General features: G+C 45.2%; 18 protein-coding genes. 10 read left to right on the top strand and 8 right to left on the bottom strand.

From position 1 onward, the window contains the following. Positions 1-60 precede the first annotated feature (60 nt). Complete coding sequence (locus tag KDM92_RS11405) at positions 61-834, top strand: substrate-binding periplasmic protein (protein WP_212684522.1); 774 nt, start codon at positions 61-63, stop codon at positions 832-834. A 119-nt stretch (positions 835-953) separates the two neighbouring features. Beyond that, the gene (locus KDM92_RS11400; protein WP_212684521.1) at positions 954-1,247 is read left to right on the top strand and encodes a PsiF family protein; all 294 of its coding nucleotides are present in this window, start codon (positions 954-956) and stop codon (positions 1,245-1,247) included. Positions 1,248-1,397: 150 nt separating this feature from the next. On the opposite strand, the gene proB is transcribed toward KDM92_RS11400, so the two are convergent. The 5 genes from proB to KDM92_RS11375 all read right to left on the bottom strand — a co-directional run bounded on the left by proB (position 1,398) and on the right by KDM92_RS11375 (position 5,968). Then, entirely contained in the window at positions 1,398-2,516 is a 1,119-nt protein-coding gene (gene proB, locus KDM92_RS11395) for a glutamate 5-kinase (protein ID WP_212684519.1), read from the bottom strand. A 185-nt stretch (positions 2,517-2,701) separates the two neighbouring features. Further along, the gene (cgtA, locus tag KDM92_RS11390; RefSeq protein ID WP_212684517.1) at positions 2,702-3,811 is read right to left on the bottom strand and encodes an Obg family GTPase CgtA; all 1,110 of its coding nucleotides are present in this window, start codon (positions 3,809-3,811) and stop codon (positions 2,702-2,704) included. A 338-nt stretch (positions 3,812-4,149) separates the two neighbouring features. After that, positions 4,150-4,407: a 50S ribosomal protein L27 gene (gene rpmA, locus KDM92_RS11385; RefSeq protein ID WP_189346155.1), complete on the bottom strand. Its 258-nt coding sequence runs from the start codon at positions 4,405-4,407 to the stop codon at positions 4,150-4,152. A gap of 53 nt (positions 4,408-4,460) precedes the next feature. Next, positions 4,461-4,772 carry a 50S ribosomal protein L21 gene (rplU, locus tag KDM92_RS11380; protein ID WP_189346156.1) on the bottom strand — a complete coding sequence of 104 codons (312 nt, stop codon included), beginning with the start codon at positions 4,770-4,772 and terminating at the stop codon, positions 4,461-4,463. Positions 4,773-4,972: 200 nt separating this feature from the next. Further along, entirely contained in the window at positions 4,973-5,968 is a 996-nt protein-coding gene (locus KDM92_RS11375) for a glycosyl hydrolase family 18 protein (RefSeq protein ID WP_212684515.1), read from the bottom strand. Positions 5,969-6,254: 286 nt separating this feature from the next. Here KDM92_RS11375 and ispB point away from each other — a divergent pair, with 286 nt between their 5' ends. The 7 genes from ispB to KDM92_RS11340 all read left to right on the top strand — a co-directional run bounded on the left by ispB (position 6,255) and on the right by KDM92_RS11340 (position 13,201). After that, entirely contained in the window at positions 6,255-7,235 is a 981-nt protein-coding gene (gene ispB, locus KDM92_RS11370; protein ID WP_212684513.1) for an octaprenyl diphosphate synthase, read from the top strand. 404 nt (positions 7,236-7,639) lie between these two features. Continuing rightward, entirely contained in the window at positions 7,640-9,367 is a 1,728-nt protein-coding gene (gene pilB, locus KDM92_RS11365) for a type IV-A pilus assembly ATPase PilB (protein ID WP_212684511.1), read from the top strand. Positions 9,368-9,385: 18 nt separating this feature from the next. Beyond that, positions 9,386-10,618 carry a type II secretion system F family protein gene (locus KDM92_RS11360; protein WP_212684509.1) on the top strand — a complete coding sequence of 411 codons (1,233 nt, stop codon included), beginning with the start codon at positions 9,386-9,388 and terminating at the stop codon, positions 10,616-10,618. After that, entirely contained in the window at positions 10,618-11,484 is an 867-nt protein-coding gene (locus KDM92_RS11355; RefSeq protein ID WP_212684508.1) for a prepilin peptidase, read from the top strand. Before KDM92_RS11360 ends, KDM92_RS11355 begins: the two co-directional genes overlap by 1 nt. Before the next feature lies 1 nt (position 11,485). After that, positions 11,486-12,127, top strand: a complete 642-nt coding sequence (gene coaE, locus KDM92_RS11350; RefSeq protein ID WP_212684507.1) for a dephospho-CoA kinase — start codon at positions 11,486-11,488, stop codon at positions 12,125-12,127. Between the two features lie 99 nt (positions 12,128-12,226). Continuing rightward, a complete protein-coding gene (gene zapD, locus KDM92_RS11345; RefSeq protein WP_212684506.1) occupies positions 12,227-12,982 on the top strand; it encodes a cell division protein ZapD in 756 nt (251 codons plus the stop codon). An 18-nt stretch (positions 12,983-13,000) separates the two neighbouring features. Then, positions 13,001-13,201 carry a DNA gyrase inhibitor YacG gene (locus KDM92_RS11340; protein WP_212684504.1) on the top strand — a complete coding sequence of 67 codons (201 nt, stop codon included), beginning with the start codon at positions 13,001-13,003 and terminating at the stop codon, positions 13,199-13,201. 23 nt (positions 13,202-13,224) lie between these two features. On the opposite strand, the gene KDM92_RS11335 is transcribed toward KDM92_RS11340, so the two are convergent. The 3 genes from KDM92_RS11335 to alr form a co-directional block, all read right to left on the bottom strand. Beyond that, positions 13,225-14,781, bottom strand: coding sequence for a sigma-54-dependent transcriptional regulator (locus KDM92_RS11335; RefSeq protein WP_212684502.1), 1,557 nt, complete (start codon positions 14,779-14,781; stop codon positions 13,225-13,227). An 80-nt stretch (positions 14,782-14,861) separates the two neighbouring features. Further along, positions 14,862-16,139, bottom strand: a complete 1,278-nt coding sequence (locus tag KDM92_RS11330) for a D-amino acid dehydrogenase (protein WP_212684500.1) — start codon at positions 16,137-16,139, stop codon at positions 14,862-14,864. A gap of 45 nt (positions 16,140-16,184) precedes the next feature. Then, positions 16,185-17,315, bottom strand: a complete 1,131-nt coding sequence (gene alr / locus KDM92_RS11325; protein WP_230408306.1) for an alanine racemase — start codon at positions 17,313-17,315, stop codon at positions 16,185-16,187. A gap of 364 nt (positions 17,316-17,679) precedes the next feature. On the opposite strand from alr, the gene KDM92_RS11320 reads away from it, so the two are divergent. Continuing rightward, positions 17,680-18,780, top strand: coding sequence for a hypothetical protein (locus KDM92_RS11320; protein ID WP_212684498.1), 1,101 nt, complete (start codon positions 17,680-17,682; stop codon positions 18,778-18,780). The last annotated feature ends 38 nt before the right edge of the window (positions 18,781-18,818 follow it).

Below are 18,818 nucleotides of genomic sequence, written 5' to 3'. Positions count from 1 at the left end.
ATTCATGACAAATAAGACATGAAGATCCACTATCAGTTTCTACCATTAAGCTTAGTACTGATGCTTTCAAACTTTGTTTACGCATCGTCAGGCGCGCAAACGCATCTAAAGTTTTGCTTTGAAGATGAATTGCAATTCCCTTGGACTAAACCAGATGGTAGTGGCTTGACTATAGAACTATTAAAACGTGTAGAAGAAAGATTGGGGGAACGTTTCGAATTTATTGCAAAACCGTGGAAGCGTTGTCAGGAAGAAGTTAGTAACGGTGTGCTCGATGGTTACTTTGGCGCTGCGTTTTCTGAAGAACGCCAACAATTTAGCGTGTATCCGCGTTCACCTGAAGGCAAAATCGATGTTGATAGCGCACTACATGTTGATCAAACACGCATTTTTCTGCGACGAGATACTGCCGTCACATGGGATGGCAAAAACCTCCGTCACGTGAATACCCCCATACTTGTTCAACGCGGCTATTTAATCGGCAATATACTGAGCAAGCAGGGCTATAAAATCAGAGAGGTTCGCACCGTGCATGAAGGACTACGCTTATTGGCAGCAGGTGAATCAGAAGTCGCCATTTTGCCTGGGGTCGAAGCCCAATCTCTCGTGCAACAAGATTTACAGTTCAATAAACTTCTACAAATTCATCCGCTTACTTACACGTCTCTACCACTTTATTTAGCGATTAGTCGACATCGTTATCAAAAAGATGCAAAACGATTTGATGCGATTTGGAATGCCATCAAAAGCATACGTAATTCCTCCAGCTATCAACAAGAAGTAGATGCAATTTATGTTCGCTTAAAGACAGACAAATCACCAAACGTAAAATAAAGTAAAGCGAATTGCCTTTCGTATCTCAGTCCGCTATTGTCATTTAGTTGTCACAACTTAGTCTTACTATTTTTAAAGCCAACTTGATCAATCGATTCTTCTAGTTATTGGAGCCTTACATGAAAAAACTACTTTGCGCTATCGCTCTCTTGAGCCCAATCGCGTTCACCCATGCTGCGCCGCAAGCCGTGACAGCTCAACAATCCAAGATGGTGACTTGCAACAAAGATGCCACAGGAAAAAAAGGCGATGAACGCAAAGCTTTTATGAAAGAATGCTTGTCCGCAAAGCCTGTCGTAGAAGAGAAAAAACTCACGACGCAACAAGATAAAATGAAAACCTGTAACGCCGATGCAAAAGGTATGAAAGGCGATGAACGCAAAAAGTTTATGTCGGAATGCTTGAAAAAATAAATACCGTAGTGACCGCGCGGCAATCGCATAGTCACCGATTAAGGCAAATAAGCTAAAGCGTGAATTGTGTGTGATCGGTCTGACTCACACAATTCACGTCAAACACATTTGTGGAAATCACGTAACAGTCTCAAATGACCTAGCAATGGCCTACATGACGACAAGATTGTCGCGGTGAATCAACTCAGGTTCTTCAACAAATCCCAAAATACTTTCGATGTCAGCCGAAGCTCGGCGCATAATTCTGCGCGCGTCACCACTAGTGTAATTAGTCAGGCCTTTTGCAATTACACGACCTTGCTCATCAATGCAACTGACCACTGCACCACGTCCAAACTCACCTCGTACCTCACAGACACCAATCGCCAATAAAGACTTGCCTTCATCACGCAATTTAAGCACCGCACCTGCATCCAATATGAATTGTCCTGAAGTTTGCAAGTGATCCATCATCCATTGTTTGCGCGCGGCTAATGGTGCCATATCGGATCGTAATTCCGTGCCTATTGCTTCGCCTTTGGCTAAGCGCACCAACACGTTTTGCTCTCGCCCCCACGCAATTACCGTATGTGCACCAGAACGTGCAGCACGCTTTGCTGCAATAATTTTTGTCAGCATACCGCCAGTACCAACTTGGCTTCCAGCACCACCTGCCATCAATTCCAGAGCCGCATCACCAGCCCTCGCCTGATGAACAAATTCGGCATCAGGATTTTTGCGCGGATCAGCTGTATAAAGCCCACGTTGATCGGTCAAAATAATGAGGGCATCCGCCTCGACTAAATTCGCCACCAATGCAGCGAGAGTATCGTTATCACCGAATTTGATCTCATCCGTGACCACGGTGTCATTCTCATTAATCACAGGAACAATCCCCAATCCCAACAAGGTTGTGAGGGTCGAACGTGCATTTAGATAACGCTCACGATCTGCTAAATCTGCATGGGTCAATAAGATTTGTGCCGTTCCTAAGCCATGCGCACGAAAGCTCGTCTCATAAATCTGTGCCAGCCCCATCTGACCTACAGCAGCACAAGCCTGTAACTCATGCACGCCGGTAGGTCGCGTCTCAAAACCCAAACGTTGACGCCCCTCAGCAATCGCCCCCGAACTAACTAGAACGACCTCTTTACCAAGATCGCGCAAAGCAGCAATCTGTTGCGCCCAATTGGCAATCGCGACCCGGTCGAGACCGCGACCTTCATTCGTGACTAGAGATGAACCGACTTTAATGATGATACGCTTGGCGTTTTGAATTTGAGATTGCATGAGAATAATAAATTAATTTTCATTCGGAATTTAATGACTTTAATTATACATTATTCTGATTTATTTTAATTTGCGGAATTTTATTCCGAACGAAGCACACAAACACACTTATCGTCAAACTAAAAACAAAAAGAGCCGAACAAGTCGGCTCTTTTTATATCAAATTAAGTACGATTAATCAGAGATTAATCAATCACTTTAAAGCGTGGATCATCTGGATCGATCGACAAAATTCCCTGCGCTTCTTCTTTCATTTGGGTTTCTTGCGAGCGCTGCTCGGCCGTGCGTTTTTCTTCCAAATGCACGTAGATGTCATTGATCAATGCTTGGCAACCTTCATGACTCAAAGCAGAGATTTCGAACACAGGGCCTTTCCAACCGAAACGCTTGACGAAATCCTTAACACGTTTTTTACGTTCTTCTTCACTCAACACATCAAGTTTATTCAACACTAACCAACGTGGTTTGTCTGCCAGTGTTTCATCGTATTTTTGCAATTCCTTGATCAAGGCTTTCGCATCTTTGACCGGATCTGCACCTTCATCAAACGGAGCCAAATCGACGATATGCAACAGCAAACCAGTACGTTGCAAGTGCTTCAAGAATTGTACGCCGAGACCAACACCATCCGCTGCACCTTCGATCAAACCTGGGATATCCGCTATCACGAAACTCTTTTCGTGACTAACGCGAACCATACCTAAGTTAGGGTGCAAAGTGGTAAATGGATAATCGGCGATTTTCGGGCGTGCATTCGACACTGCCGTAATGAAAGTTGATTTACCCGCATTCGGCAAACCCAATAAACCCACATCGGCCAAGACTTTCAATTCAAGTTTGAGTTCGCGACGTTCACCTTCTTTACCATCGCTACGCTGACGCGGTGCGCGATTCGTCGAGGATTTAAAATGGATATTGCCCCAGCCACCTTCACCACCACGCGCCAACAAAACTTCTTGGCCGTGTTCGGTAATATCGGCGATGACTTCATCGGTATTGCGATCAACAATCAAGGTACCAACTGGCATACGCAAACGAATATCGTCTGCACCTTTGCCGTAGCAATCTGCGCCACGACCGTTTTCACCATCTTTGGCTTTGTGTAATTTGGAGTAGCGGAAGTCAACTAGTGTGTTGATGTTACGGTCGCCAACGGCATAAATACTGCCACCTTTGCCACCGTCACCACCATCGGGGCCGCCAAATGGACGGAACTTTTCACGGCAGAAAGAGGCAACACCGTTGCCGCCATCACCTGCAATGACTTCGATTCTTGCTTCGTCAATAAATTTCATGTTTTGCCGCCTAAACGAAAGGGCTTTTCAGCCTTGAATCCCAGTCTTTCTTTTGGTGGCATCTACATTAAACAGACGCGCTTCACACCGAACACTGGGCAATTACGAATTGAGAGTCTGAACAATTTATTGTGCGGCTTTATTTCGCTCGCAGCAATAGACAATGTTCTAAGACAAAATAAGCTAGTAGCAATTACTACCAGCATCGATGATTCATACCATCATTTAACTGAGTAGGGATCAACTTATCTCCCGTACCTATTCTGAAAACTAAAAAGGCTCTACCTATGGCAGAGCCTTTTTTTAAGCTTGCGCTTACAGCAAGTTGTCAGCTTAAATTAAGCAGCAACAACTGTTACTGTTTGACGCTTCAATGCGCCTTTGATTACAAATTGTACTTTGCCTGTTACCAAAGCGTACAAAGTGTGATCTTTACCCATACCAACGCCTTCACCTGCGTGTACTTTTGTACCGCGTTGACGAACAATGATACCGCCAGCATTGATAGCTTGGCCGCCGTAAACTTTAACGCCTAAGCGTTTTGACTCTGAGTCACGGCCGTTGCGCGTGGTGCCGCCGCCTTTTTTATGTGCCATTTAATAGCTCCTTGAAATCTAGTGAAATTGCTTACGTTAATGAACAGTTAAAATTAACCGTTGATAGAAACGATTTGCAGTTCAGTGTAATTTTGGCGATGACCTTGGCGCTTTTGGTAATGCTTACGACGACGCATTTTGAAAATGCGAACTTTGTCGTGACGACCGTGGTCGATTACCTTAGCCAGCACCGTAGCACCTGCGACCAATGGAGTACCAAACTTAATTGTTTCTCCAGCACCCATAGCGAGTACTTGATCAATGGTGATTTCGGAGCCAATGTCTGCAGGTATCTGTTCTACTTTAAGTTTTTCACCAGCGACAACTTTATATTGTTTGCCACCGGTTTTTATGACCGCGTACATGTGAAACCTCATCAAATAAATAATAGGAATTCCCTGAAACTCTTTTTTGACATCGCCAACAAAAAATCAAGGGAACTGCGGATTATACATAGCTTGCCGACGTCGGTCAAAGACTTTTGCGTAAATTTTCAGCAGCAAGACTATACTAAGCTTAAGTTAGAGCGAGATTTCAGCATCTGTGTCTTACGGTTTGTAACTATTTATCTAACTCTAGACTTGTGAGATCTTAGCCTTTGCAATTGCGCCCAAGATTGCGGGGTTCGCCATTCCGCTGCACTTAATTGCAAATCCCACAATGCGACACCGGCTCCCAGCACTTCAACCTCGCGTAAATGCGCGCTAATCGTTGCACCCAAGCCACCCTCACCCCACTTCGCTAGCCAAGTTGGAAAGCCCATTACGATTTGATCAGCGCGATATCCCAAACGCTGACCATATGCCAATTGCCAACTGTATCGAAAGATTGCGGCACCATTTTCACACACGGTTTTACCTTCGGGTCGAAAACTTGCGGTACTACCTTCATAAAGATCTTGATAGCCCATACTATGAATTGCATCAACATAGCCCAACCAATCCCCCCACCACGCCATATTCGGTGCGTTCGCACAAGGACTATGGAAACTATCTATCGTCAATAATTTCTGCTGTTTCTTTAAAGCTGCACTTAAACTACGCACAAACTTCGCATAAGAAGCCCGATCGCCTTCAAAATCACCCTCTCCTTCCAAGTCCAAATCCACACCATCTAAGCTGTATTCGTTCATCACGGCAATCAAAGAAGCAATAAATTCATTGGGGTGATCACGAAATGCACGCTGTGCAAGAGACCAATCCCAATGATTCAATACCTGCGAATTGTTATATACGGTTAATAAAACTTGTATTTGATGCCGCTTAGCCCATGCAATAACTCTCTTCACATCCGCTGGCATCAGACGTCGCCCACTTTTGTCGACGGGTGCCAACACTACACTTTTGCCGTCTGGAGATGGATTCCAAAACTGCAGTCCTATACGTGTGAGTCCTTTCGCTATATGGGGATTTTCTTGCAAGGCTTGCATAGATTTTTCTACGCCGTAGACTGGAATCCAGCCAACAACTTGCGGTTTTTGCGCGTGTGCTTGCGCACTCAGAAATAAAAAAGTCAGTCCGACCAAGTACAAAACTATCCAGCGACAATGCATAAATCTCATCTTCTTTCATTCAATCGAAACACTACAATCAAAAATCAACAAGACGGATAGTTCACTTAATTCCCAAAGGAAACAATTAGGGTTTTGACTTAGCTTAACTTGATCAAGTAATCCCATAGATCGCTGATTTACTAGAATGAAAGTCTTTGATGTGTGACAAGATTCTATGAAAAATGCTGATTTCAGGTGAGTAAAACTCTGCTGGTTTTTCTGAGTTTTTGTGCAGCCCTCCTCTGACATCGTATAATCACGCCACATTTTAACTTTGCTATTGCAGGATACGCCCTTGTCTGCCACGCCCAACCAAAACTCTATTAATCAACTAATCGCTCCTGAAATGGATGCAGTGAACTTGGTCATACGCCAACAGTTGCATTCCGATGTAGCGCTTGTTAGTCAAATTTCTGAATACATTATTAATGCGGGCGGCAAGCGCATACGCCCCGTGTTGGTCCTACTGATGGCAAATGCTTATGGCTACCAAGGCAAGTACCACTACGATTTAGCTGCAATTGTCGAATTCATTCACACCGCAACCCTATTGCATGATGATGTAGTTGACGAATCGTCAATGCGACGTGGACGACAAACTGCAAACGCCTTATTTGGCAATGCTGCTTCTGTCTTGGTAGGCGATTTCCTATACTCACGCGCGTTTCAAATGATGGTGTCTATCAACAGCATGCAAATTATGCAAATTTTGGCAGATGCGACAAATGTAATTGCCGAGGGTGAAGTTTTGCAATTACTGAACATGCATGATCCAGATGTCACCGAAGAGCGCTATTTAGAGGTGATTCGCTGCAAAACAGCAAAGCTATTCGAAGCCGCTGCGGAAATCGGCGCGTTGATTAGTGGAGCAAGTCCAACGCAAATTTCGGCAGCTGGCGAATATGGACGTTCACTAGGTACCGCCTTCCAACTTATTGACGATGTTTTAGACTATTCTGGTAAAGCGGAAGAAATCGGGAAAAATGTAGGTGATGACTTACGCGAAGGTAAGCCAACCTTACCTTTGATCTTTCTGATGAAAAATGGCAGCGCAGAAGAACGTGCATTAGTGAAAGCATGTATAGAAGAAGGCGATGAATCAAAATTCGATGCCATATTGCACGCGATTACACAATCTGGAGCCTTGGCCTACACCAAAACGCAAGCAGATAAGGCGGCAGAACAAGCTGCACTAGCGGTGCAAGATTTACCCGATACACCTTTTAAACAGGCTTTACTCGACCTCGCCAGTCTTGCAGTGAATCGCAATCACTAGGCGACACTACTTTCGGCAACCTTGGATTTCTGCATACCAAGCCGCACCAAAATTGTCACGCGCCGAGCATAAAGACGGCGCGTGCATTTCTTCTGCAGCCAGCTTTTGGCATTAATGAAGCGCTGTTGGAGATCATCAAGTTCTATCTCGCTGTATCGTGTTTATACGACACTGCAAGGTGTTCGTAGACCCAATTTAATATCATGTACTCAATAGCACAGCCGGACGCATCTCTGGCAGATTGAAGTAAGTTCACGACAAAAGTAAGCTAATTGATGCTAAATCCCTCAACAATTACTGGGTAAACATATGCACGTGAAGCAATATCCCTGTTTACAAAAGTCTTACTTAGTTGCATTATCACAAAGCAAGCTTTGATACCTCTTCTTTCCTTATAAAAAATTATGTCAGCTGTCCCACCAAATTCGGCTTCGATTCAGCCTGCCTCGGGCTTAGCGCGTGCTTTAGCACAAGCAAATTTGCTTACCGCTGCGCAACTTGATGCGATACAGAAAAAGGTACAAATTGAGAAATCCCATTTTTTGGATGGATTGCTACAAAATGGCGCCATCAACGCGCGCGATTTAGCGACTTTTTGTTCTGAAACTTTTGGCTACCCGCAGCTGGACTTAAGTGTATTCGATGAGTCGATGTTGCCAGAAAAGATCATTGACGCAAAGATGATGCAATCTCAACGCGTCATCCCTTTATCTAAAAAAGGAAACAAAGTTTCCATCGGCATTTCCGATCCAACCAATACGGTCGCCATCGATCAAATAAAGTTCCAAACTGGTCTCAGCGTCGATATTGTGATCGTTCAGCATGACTTGCTACAAAAACTGATTGATAAAATCAGCAAAACATCAGAACAATCGATTTCTGATTTAGCTGGCGACGACTACGACATCGAATTTAAAGAAGAAGATCTCAACTCCGGCGTAGTAGACACCCAAGCAGCTGAAATTGATGACGCTCCAGTCGTTAAATTTTTGCAAAAGATGTTGGTTGACGCGATCAATATGGGGGCGTCTGATCTACATTTTGAACCGTTTGAAAAGTTCTACAGAATTCGCTTCCGCGTTGACGGGGAATTACGCGAAATTGCACAACCTCCTTTAGCAATCAAAGATAAATTAGTCTCTCGTATTAAAGTCATCTCGAAGCTAGACATCTCTGAAAAACGCGTCCCTCAAGATGGTCGTATGAAGCTCGTTCTATCAGCGAGTAAAGCGATTGATTTTCGTGTGAGCACACTACCAACGCTATTCGGCGAAAAAATCGTAATGCGTATCTTGGATGGGTCGCAGGCGCAAATGGGTATTGATGCGCTCGGCTACGATCCAGATCAAAAAGAGATTTTATTAGACGCAATTCAACGCCCATACGGCATGGTGCTCGTCACGGGCCCAACTGGCTCAGGTAAAACGGTATCGCTATACACGTGTTTAAATGTGATCAACAAACCGGGGATCAATATTTCTACCGCAGAAGATCCAGCAGAGATTAATTTACCAGGTGTCAACCAAGTCAATATTAATGACAAAGCAGGATTAACCTTCCCAGTCGCACTCAAGTCCTTCTTGCGCCAAGATCCTGACATTATCATGGTGGGTGAGATTCGTGACTTAGAAACAGCGGATATTGCTATTAAAGCAGCACAAACTGGTCACATGGTTTTCTCTACACTCCATACCAATGACGCACCATCGACATTAACGCGGTTAATGAATATGGGTGTGGCGCCTTTCAATATCGCATCGTCGGTCATTCTGATCACGGCTCAACGCTTGACGCGGCGTTTATGCACTTGCAAAAAACCTGTGGAAATTTTGGATGAAGTTCTATTGGCAGCTGGCTTTCTTGAAGAAGAATTAGACGGCACTTGGAAACCCTATGGGCCAGTCGGCTGCGAGCGATGCAGCGGCTCTGGATACAAAGGACGGGTTGGTATTTATCAAATTATGCCAATTACTGAAGCAATTGAAAAAATCATTCTAGCAAATGGCACCAGCCTCGAGATTCGCCAGCAATCTGAGGCGGAAGGGGTCAAAGGTCTACGCCGCTCAGGCTTACAAAAAGTGCGTCAAGGGCTTACCAGCTTAGAAGAAGTTCTTGGCTGCACCAACGAATAAAAATACAAGGAATCCGAGATGGCAACATCAGCAAGTAAAGGCGGCAAATCTTCGCAAGTCAAAGAGAATCTCTATTCTTGGGAAGGTAAAGACAAGCAAGGTAAAACCGTCAAAGGTGAATTGCGCGCAGGCGGCGAAGCAATTGTTAGCGCCACGCTACGTCGTCAAGGCGTGATGGTGACCAAAGTCAAAAAGAAAAGTTATAGCTCAGGTCAAAAAATCACTGACAAGGACATCACTTTGTTCACTCGTCAATTGGCAACGATGATGAAGGCTGGCGTCCCTTTGCTTCAATCATTTGATATTGTGGGCAAAGGCCATGCCAACCCTTCTGTCTCCAAGTTATTGCTTGATATTCGCGCAGATATCGAAACTGGTACTAGCTTAAATCAAGCTTTCCGCAAGTACCCGCTTTATTTTGATCCCTTATTTTGTAATTTGGTCGGGGCTGGTGAACAAGCGGGTATTTTGGAAGATTTATTAACGCGCCTAGCGGTTTACAAAGAAAAAACATTAGCAATTAAAGCTAAGATTAAATCTGCACTCACTTATCCTATCGCGATTCTTTCGATTGCATTTATTGTGACTGCCGTCATTATGATTTGGGTCGTGCCAGCATTTAAAGAAGTATTTAAAAGCTTTGGAGCAGATTTACCCGGTCCCACTCTGTTAGTTATGGCTATTTCTGATTTTGTTGTAGCTAATTGGTATCTGATTTTTGGCGGCATTTTCGGGGCACTCTATTTTTTCTTTCAGTCTTGGAAGCGCTCATTGGAAATGCAACGCTTTATGGACAGAATGTTGCTTCAAGCACCAATTTTTGGAGCAGTGATTCGTAAAGCAACGATAGCACGCTGGACGCGCACATTAGCAACGATGTTTGCTGCAGGTGTGCCTTTAGTCGAGGCTTTAGATTCTGTGGGTGGCGCATCTGGTAACGCGGTTTATCTCGACGCCACAATTAAAATTCAAACTGAGGTGACAACTGGTACTAGTTTGACAGTCGCAATGCAAAATGCTGGCGTGTTCCCTAGCATGGTGACACAAATGGTTGCAATTGGTGAAGAATCAGGTGCTTTAGATGGAATGTTGGGCAAAGTAGCCGATTTTTATGAAGAAGAAGTTGATGAGGCAGTCGCTAACTTATCCGCCCTAATGGAACCAATGATTATGGCTATTCTGGGTGTCATCATCGGTGGCTTGGTTGTTGCCATGTATTTACCAATCTTTAAACTTGGTTCGGTGGTCTAATGCAAGATTTAGTTTTATTTGTCGCACCAGAAAATCTGCTAGCAACAATCTTATTTGGAATTTTGGGGCTTCTCATCGGCAGCTTCCTCAATGTTGTCATTCATCGTTTACCGATTATGATGCAGAGAGAATCCGATAACTACGTCGCTACGGAGTCAGGTAAAGAACCGGTACACACTTCTCGTTACAACTTAATTGTTCCACGATCAGCCTGTCCGCATTGCCAACACCAAATCACGGCCTTGGAAAACATCCCGGTCATCAGCTATTTAGTCATAGGCGGTAAATGTCGCGGCTGCAAAGCGCCAATATCTGTACGCTACCCGATCGTGGAAGCGATTACGGGAATACTTAGCGGCTTTATGATCTGGCATTTTGGCAGTGGTATTGCTGGCTTAGGTGCTGTGGTATTTGTCTGGTTTTTAATCGCGATGACTTTTATTGATGCCGATACTCAACTTCTTCCTGACGACCTCACTTTGCCGCTAGTTTGGCTAGGATTACTACTAAACTTGCACGGTACATTTACTTCACTTGAGACTGCCGTCATTGGCGCAGTTGCGGGTTATTTATCTCTATGGTCAGTGTACTGGGCATTTAAACTCCTCACGGGTAAAGAAGGCATGGGTTATGGTGATTTCAAATTACTAGCGGCGCTTGGCGCTTGGATGGGCTGGAGCATGCTACCTTTAATCATCTTACTGTCTTCCGCGGTTGGTGCTGTGATTGGTATCTCCATGATGGTTTTAGGCAGACTGGGTAAAGGCAAACCTATTCCATTTGGCCCTTATCTTGCGATTGCTGGGCTAATCGCCTTGCTATGGGGACAAAATATCAATAGCCAATATTTAGGTTTGTTCTATTGAGATGTCAACGACCTCGTTAATCGCATCTAACAATGTTGATTTCTTCAGCGTAGGCTTAACTGGTGGAATCGGTAGCGGCAAGACGACAGTCGCCAATTTTTTTGCAGAGTTGGGTGTCAGCATCATAGACACAGACATCATTGCACACAACTTGACACTGCCTGGTGGTGAGGCCATACCTGCGATTCAAAAAGAGTTTGGCGACGATTTTATTAGCGAAGATGGCGCCATGAATCGGCAAAAAATGCGTGAATTTGTATTTGACAATCCAGCGGCAAAGCAACGCTTAGAGCACATCCTCCATCCTCAAATTCGTACTGCTTGCGAAGAAGCTGCGCGTCAAGTACAAGGTTCATATGTAATGTTTGTTGTTCCCCTGCTGATTGAATCTGGCACTTGGGCGCAAAGAGTAACGAAAATCGCTGTTGTCGATTGCCAAGAAGAGACGCAAATTTCTCGTGTAATGCAACGCAATCACTTTAATCGTGAACAAGTTTTGGCTATCATGCGAGCACAAGCAACAAGAGAACAACGCTTGCAACATGCGGATGATGTGATTAATTCAGAACAGAATTTCAGTTCATTGAAACAGCAAGTAGAGCAACTGCATCAAAAATACCTAAAATTTTGTGAACTAGGCTAAACAAACGCACGCAATGTTTGTAATTTTCGTCAGCTTGGTTCAGAATCACGTGAAACTAATTGCGCACCACATGAGCACCATATTTACAGGGAATTTATTTTGATTGTTTACGAATACCCTTTCAACGAGCGTATTCGCACGTTATTGCGGTTAGAAGACCTGTACGAAAAGTTTTCGTTTTTCTTGCACCAGTCCGATCCGCTGCAACATCACGTCGCGATTGCCACCATATTTGAGATGCTCGAAGTGGCAGGCCGTGCTGACTTAAAATCCGATCTTCTGCAAGAATTAGATAGACAGAAAAATACCCTAATTGGCTTTAAATCCAATCCCAATGTACAAGCGGATATGCTCGATCAAGTCATCAATGATGTTGAAAGAGCTAGCGCTACTTTAATGGGGTCGACCGGAAAAACAGGTCAACATATTCGAGATAATGAATGGTTGATGAGCATACGCGGCCGCACCATCATTCCTGGTGGTGCTTGTGAATTTGATTTGCCGAGTTATCACGCTTGGAAAAAACTGCCAGCAGAGAAGCGCTATGCCGATATTTCAGCTTGGTTCGCTCCGATCGCGCCCTTGTTCGATGCAATTAATGTCGTACTGCGTTTATTGCGTGAATCTGGCGGCACCACCAAAGTAATTGCACAAGCAGGCAGTTACCAACAAATGTTGCAGGGTAAGGTGTATCAATTGTTACGCGTCTCCATCGATCAAGGCATGGGCGCGATTCCTGAAATTTCAGCGAATAAATACATGCTGTGGATACGTATCATGTCGCAAGATGGCGATATGAAACCGAAGCCATTCGAAGGTGACGTTCCGTTTGATCTCACTCTCTGCAATTTCTAATTACCAAATATCCTAGCTATGGCAACTGTTGTATCTTGCCCCACTTGTGGGGCTAAAGTCACTTGGGAACCGGCGAACACCTATCGCCCGTTTTGTTCCGATCGCTGCAAGCAAATTGATCTCGGTGCGTGGGCCGAGGAAAAATACACGATCCCCGCAGTGAATTTACCAGAAGATCCTAATCATCCTGATGCTCCCGATCTCGGCAGTCTCAATTAAAACATACAAACACAAGGTGGCGATTACTTCTTAGGAATCCCGTGCTTACGCAATTTGGCTGCGATCATGGAATGAGAGGTGTCTAATCTAGCGGCTAATTTTCGGCTAGATGGAAATTCTTGATAAAGCTTACTGAGCAAAGCTGATTCAAATTGATTGACGGAAGCCTCCCAGGTTTCGGCTTCTTCAAAAACAACCGTATCTGCCTGCATAGAATCTTCCGCCCAATCCAAATCGGCAGCATCCAAAACACGTTGGTCAGACATCGTAATCGCGCGAAAAACTACATTCTGCAACTGTCTTACATTGCCCGGCCAGCGATTATTCAGCATCGCGGTCGTCGCTGCTTGATTGAGACGCGAGACCGGCTTTTGTGCTTGCGTACAAGCGCGTTCAATGAAGTGTCGCGCCAATAACAAAATATCATCAGCGCGTTCACGCAATGGTGGCATTTCCAAATGCAGAACATTCAAACGATAAAACAAATCTTCACGGAAACTACCTTCTTGCACCATCTTGCGTAGATTTCTATGGGTAGCGCTGATGATGCGTACATCGACTTGAATTTCTTTGTCACCGCCAATACGACGGAATTTCCCATCGTTTAAAAAGCGCAGCAACTTCGCTTGCAAATACAGCGACATCTCACCAACTTCATCCAGAAAGACCGTGCCACCATCGGCCATTTCAAATAAGCCTGGCTTACCGCCGCGATTCGCGCCGGTAAAAGCGCCCGCCATATAACCAAACAATTCACTCTCGGCGAGACTCTCAGGCAAGGCGGCACAGTTCAATTCGAGAAACGGTGCGTTGCTGCGCGCGCTCACCCCATGACACGCTTGCGCCAGTAACTCTTTACCCGTTCCCGTTTCGCCCGTGATCAACAAAGGCGCATCCACTACAGCAACCCGCGCTGCGCGTTTTTTCAATACCCGAATTTGTTCAGAGTCACCGATGATCGCTTCAAAACCACCAATCTCGGCGCGTGAAATCGCATGCAAACGCTCACCTATGCGTTTCGGTGCGGTCAGTGTCAGGAGCGCACCAACGGCCTTGCCATCGCTTGCTGTGCCTGCTGATAATGGCTCAAACACGGGCGTGACGTCCATCATAAAAGGTTCACCGTTCAACAAGACTTCGCGTGTCGGCGCACAAAATTCGTTGGCAATTAATTCGTGTTGGATCGTGCTATCTTGCAGCACTTGATATAAGGATTTTTGGCAGAGCTCTTTTTCCGTACAGCGCGCCACTTCCGCTGCGGCGGCATTGGCGATCACGATACGACCTAAAGCATCAATCGCCAGCACTGGGTCTTCCATCACCGCCATAATAGTATCGAGATTGAGACTGCGACGCATACCCGGCAAAATATCAACAACTTCTATCGTTCCGACACCCGCGACCTGATCGCAATCAGCTTGTAAGCTGGCGAGCATGCTTTGCTTTAACTCGGGAATGTCAATATAAATATTCGGCGGATCGACCTCCACCGCTTGCACATTCAAACCCTGACGCGCCAATACCGCGAGAATCTCGTGAGCGATACCGACTCGATCTTCAAAGGGAATATTGACGCGCATGTTTAGACTTTCTTGTTACAGTTTTCATTAAAAAACTAAATCCCCCAATGCCAAGACAATGAGGGATTTTGAATTTCATCTTAAATCGCAATTGGGCGATTCATGCTGCCATAGCGATCCATGTACAAGCCCTCGGTTGAGATTGCTGGCTTTTTGCCGGAAATTAAATCCGCAAGGAATTGGCCTGAACCACAAGACATGGTCCATCCCAAAGTACCGTGACCGGTATTCAGGAATAAATTGCGATAAGGCGTTGGGCCTACAATTGGAGTGCCATCCGGCGTCATCGGACGCAAACCCGTCCAGAATTCGGCTTTGCTAACATCGCCACCATGCGGAAATAGATCTGTGACTGAATACACCAAAGTCTTGCGACGCGATTCGCGCAAACGCAAATCGTAGCCTGTGATTTCAGCCGTACCGCCAACGCGAATACGATCGCCTAAGCGCGTGATCGCAACCTTGTAAGTTTCATCCATGACCGTCGATTCTGGCGCGCCCGCAGCATCAGTAATTGGCACTGTGATCGAATAACCCTTGATCGGATACACCGGAATCTTAATACCTAATTCGCGCAACAAAATTGGCGAGTAGCTACCCAATGCCAATACAAATTTATCCGCAGTAAATTGGCCTTTGGAGGTTTGCACACTCTTGATTTGATCACCCTCAGCAATGATGCGTTCTATGCTGACGCCATACTCAAATTTAACGCCCAAACCTTCTGCCAACTTCGCCAAATTCTGCGTGAATTTGAAGCAGTCACCGGTTTCATCACCCGGCAAACGCAAAGCACCGACAAATTTTTCACGCACATTTTTTAATGCAGGCTCAACGCGCAAGCATTCATCGCCACTCAAGGATTCGTACGGCACGCCATAGCGTTTCAGGATATCGATATCGGCTTGTGAACCATCGAGTTGCTGTTGATTGCGGAATAGCTGCAAAGTTCCTTGTGTACGTTCATCGTAAGAAATGCCGGTATCTTCACGCAATTGTTGCAAGACATCGCGGCTGTACTGCGCCATGCGCAACATACGGCCTTTATTGATCTCATAACGCTTGGTCGTGCAGTTCATCAACATCTGAAACACCCAGCGCCACATCGCAGGATCTGTGCTCGGACGAATCGCCAATGGACTATGTTCCATCATCAGCCATTTGATCGCCTTCATCGGCACACCAGGACCGGCCCATGGTGCGGAATAACCGGGTGAGACTTCACCCGCATTCGCAAAACTCGTTTCCAAGGCCGCACCGCTCTGACGCTCAATCACGGTCACTTCGTGGCCCGCTTTGGCGAGATAATACGCGGTGGAGGTACCGATAACGCCTGCTCCCAAGATGACTATTTTCATGTGTATATTCCTGTATCAATTATTTTCGTGAATTCGGTAATGGGATCAAGCGTCGATGTAGTGACGTTGGTAGCGCGGGCCTAAGCTGGTTAAGATTTCATAACCGATGGTGCCGGCGCGTTTCGCAACCTGATCCACCGTGTTATTTGGACAAATCAAATCCACTAAAGCGCCCGGATATAGAAGTTGTGGATCGACATGACTCACGTTCAAGGTGATCGTATCCATCGACACATTCCCCACCATAGGCACTTCCACGCCAGCGATATGCGCAACACCGCAATTGCTTAAACTCCGCAGCCAACCATCGGCGTAACCAACAGATACTGTTGCGATCTTAGAAGGTTGCGTAGCACGCCATGTTTTACTGTAACCGACACTCGCGCCCATAGGAATTTCGCGTGTTTGAATAATTCGACCTTGCAACTGCACTACCGAATGCATAGGGCTAGCCTGTCCTGCAACGGGTGCTACACCGTACAAAGCGGCGCCCGGACGCGCCAAATCGAAATGAAAATCCGTTCCCAAGAAGATGCCAGAGGAATTCGAAAAACTCGCTTTCAAGCCGAGATAATGCTGCCGCAGTTGTGCCAACAAATGTTGAAAGCCCTTCAACTGCATTTGATTCATAGGATCAAGTTGATCTTCTGCGCAGGCTAAATGACTCATGGCGTAATGCACGTCAATCCCATCAGTAATACTAAAATCGTTCAGCCAAGTGATGAGTTCCGCTTGCGACAAACCCATGCGCGCCATGCCGGTATCAATTTGAATCACCGCTGGCAAATTTTCTTGGCGTTCCTGCGCAAGCTTGCGCCATGCAGCGATTTGGTCGAGGCTATTTAAAACGGGCGTGCAAGCATATTCGATGAACTCCGCTTCGTAACCCACCGGCGAGCCGTGCATGACATAAATCGCCACGTCGTGCGGAATGTGCGCGCGCAAACTGATCGCTTCTTCCAGTTGCGCGACAAACAAATGTCGACAACCTTCATCCACCAAAGCTTTAGAGACAGGAATCGCACCCAAACCATAAGCATCCGCTTTCACCGCAGCACCGCAGGCAGCCTTCCCCAAGCGCCCTTGCAAATAACGGTAATTCGCACGAAGCGCACGCAAATCGATCGTCAGTAACGCCCCAGCGCGTCCTGCTTCTTGCAGCATACTTTGCAGCATAGCAACCTCAAAAAATCATTAACTGCAGTGAAATAGCAATTGCCATGCCAAGTTTTTCAATCGCTACACAAGCTGCGAAATCAAGGACTTAGCAATACACGCGACAATTTTAACAGAATAGACTGTATCGAAATAAATACAAGAAAAAAGATATTCCTCTAGAGACCCTTGTTCTATATATGAATAATAATAAGAAGATAGATCGTATCGAAATTAATACAATGTATTCATGTCAATACATACATAAATGACTGCGAGATGAACATACACTTCTAGCAAATTGATTCTCTTCGCACTAGCATTAATTTTATGGCTCGACTTACAATCCCAAGAATGCATAAATTAAAAAAATAAATTAATAAAAATGATGAACTCAAAAGATCAGCAAAAACTTGATACTCCCCAAAAAATCAAATGGGACTACGCGCCCATCGCGGATGCCAATGCAGTTCAAGCGGACTATGGCGATTTGCTTGTCTTGACAATACTAGGTGAGTTATATGGGCTAAACTTGGATACTGGTGTACAGACAAAATTATGCGAAATCGTCTTGCCAGAAATAGATCATTCAAATGACCATGAACATTTTGGCATTTCAAAATTTAGACTGTGCTCATCCTTTGACGGTAAATGTGCGGCAGTTGTTATTGACCACGGCCAGATTGGATTGCTGATAGAAACAAGTTGCGGGAGGATAATCACGCATCTCAATGGTGGCAACTACTACGAAGAGACCGTGCCTTTCAGTGCATGCTTTATTCATTTCGAAGGACGAAATTTATTTATCCATCGAACGGATTGGAATCGACTTGATGTGACTGATCCAGCCAGCGGGGAAATCATTACAAATCGATTGATAGCGCCTTATGGCTCTCAAGAAAAAAGACCGGAACATTATCTCGACTACTTTCATGGGAAGATAATCCCCAGCCCTAACAACAATCAACTATTCGACGATGGTTGGGTCTGGCATCCATTATCAGTGCCACGAACTTGGTCAATCAAGCAGTGGCTAACTACCTATCCTTGGGAAAGCGAAGACGGCAACTCAATCATCGATTTTCCGCTTGGTGACAATTGGAACCTTCCTGCATGTTGGATCGATGATCAACGAATCGCAATGTGGGGAATACCCACTTGGGACAAAGACGAGGAAATGGAAATGAGACAAGATTCTGGAGTAGCGATTTATGGACTTAGTAACTCGCAGACTACAATCGAAAAAAGCATACCCTTTGCAAACAAAAACAAATGCAATTACCTATTTTCGAATGGCAGAAACTTGTATGTAGTGACGGATGCGGGTACGAATATTTGGGATATCAATTCAGAGCAACAAGTGTGTGAATTGGAAAATTTCAATCCACAAATTCACAACAAACACACAGATACCCTTATTGCTTTCAATGCTAATTCAATCTGTATACTCCCCCTATCTGCAATAAAATTTAATAGCATAGAATAACTACCCATGGGTAAACTGGCACTGTGTAGAGAAAATCT

It is taken from the genome of Affinundibacterium baiyunense (assembly GCF_018139645.1).
Lineage (GTDB): Bacteria > Pseudomonadota > Gammaproteobacteria > Burkholderiales > Burkholderiaceae_D > Undibacterium > Undibacterium baiyunense.
This window is presented reverse-complemented; position numbering and strand designations above follow the sequence as displayed.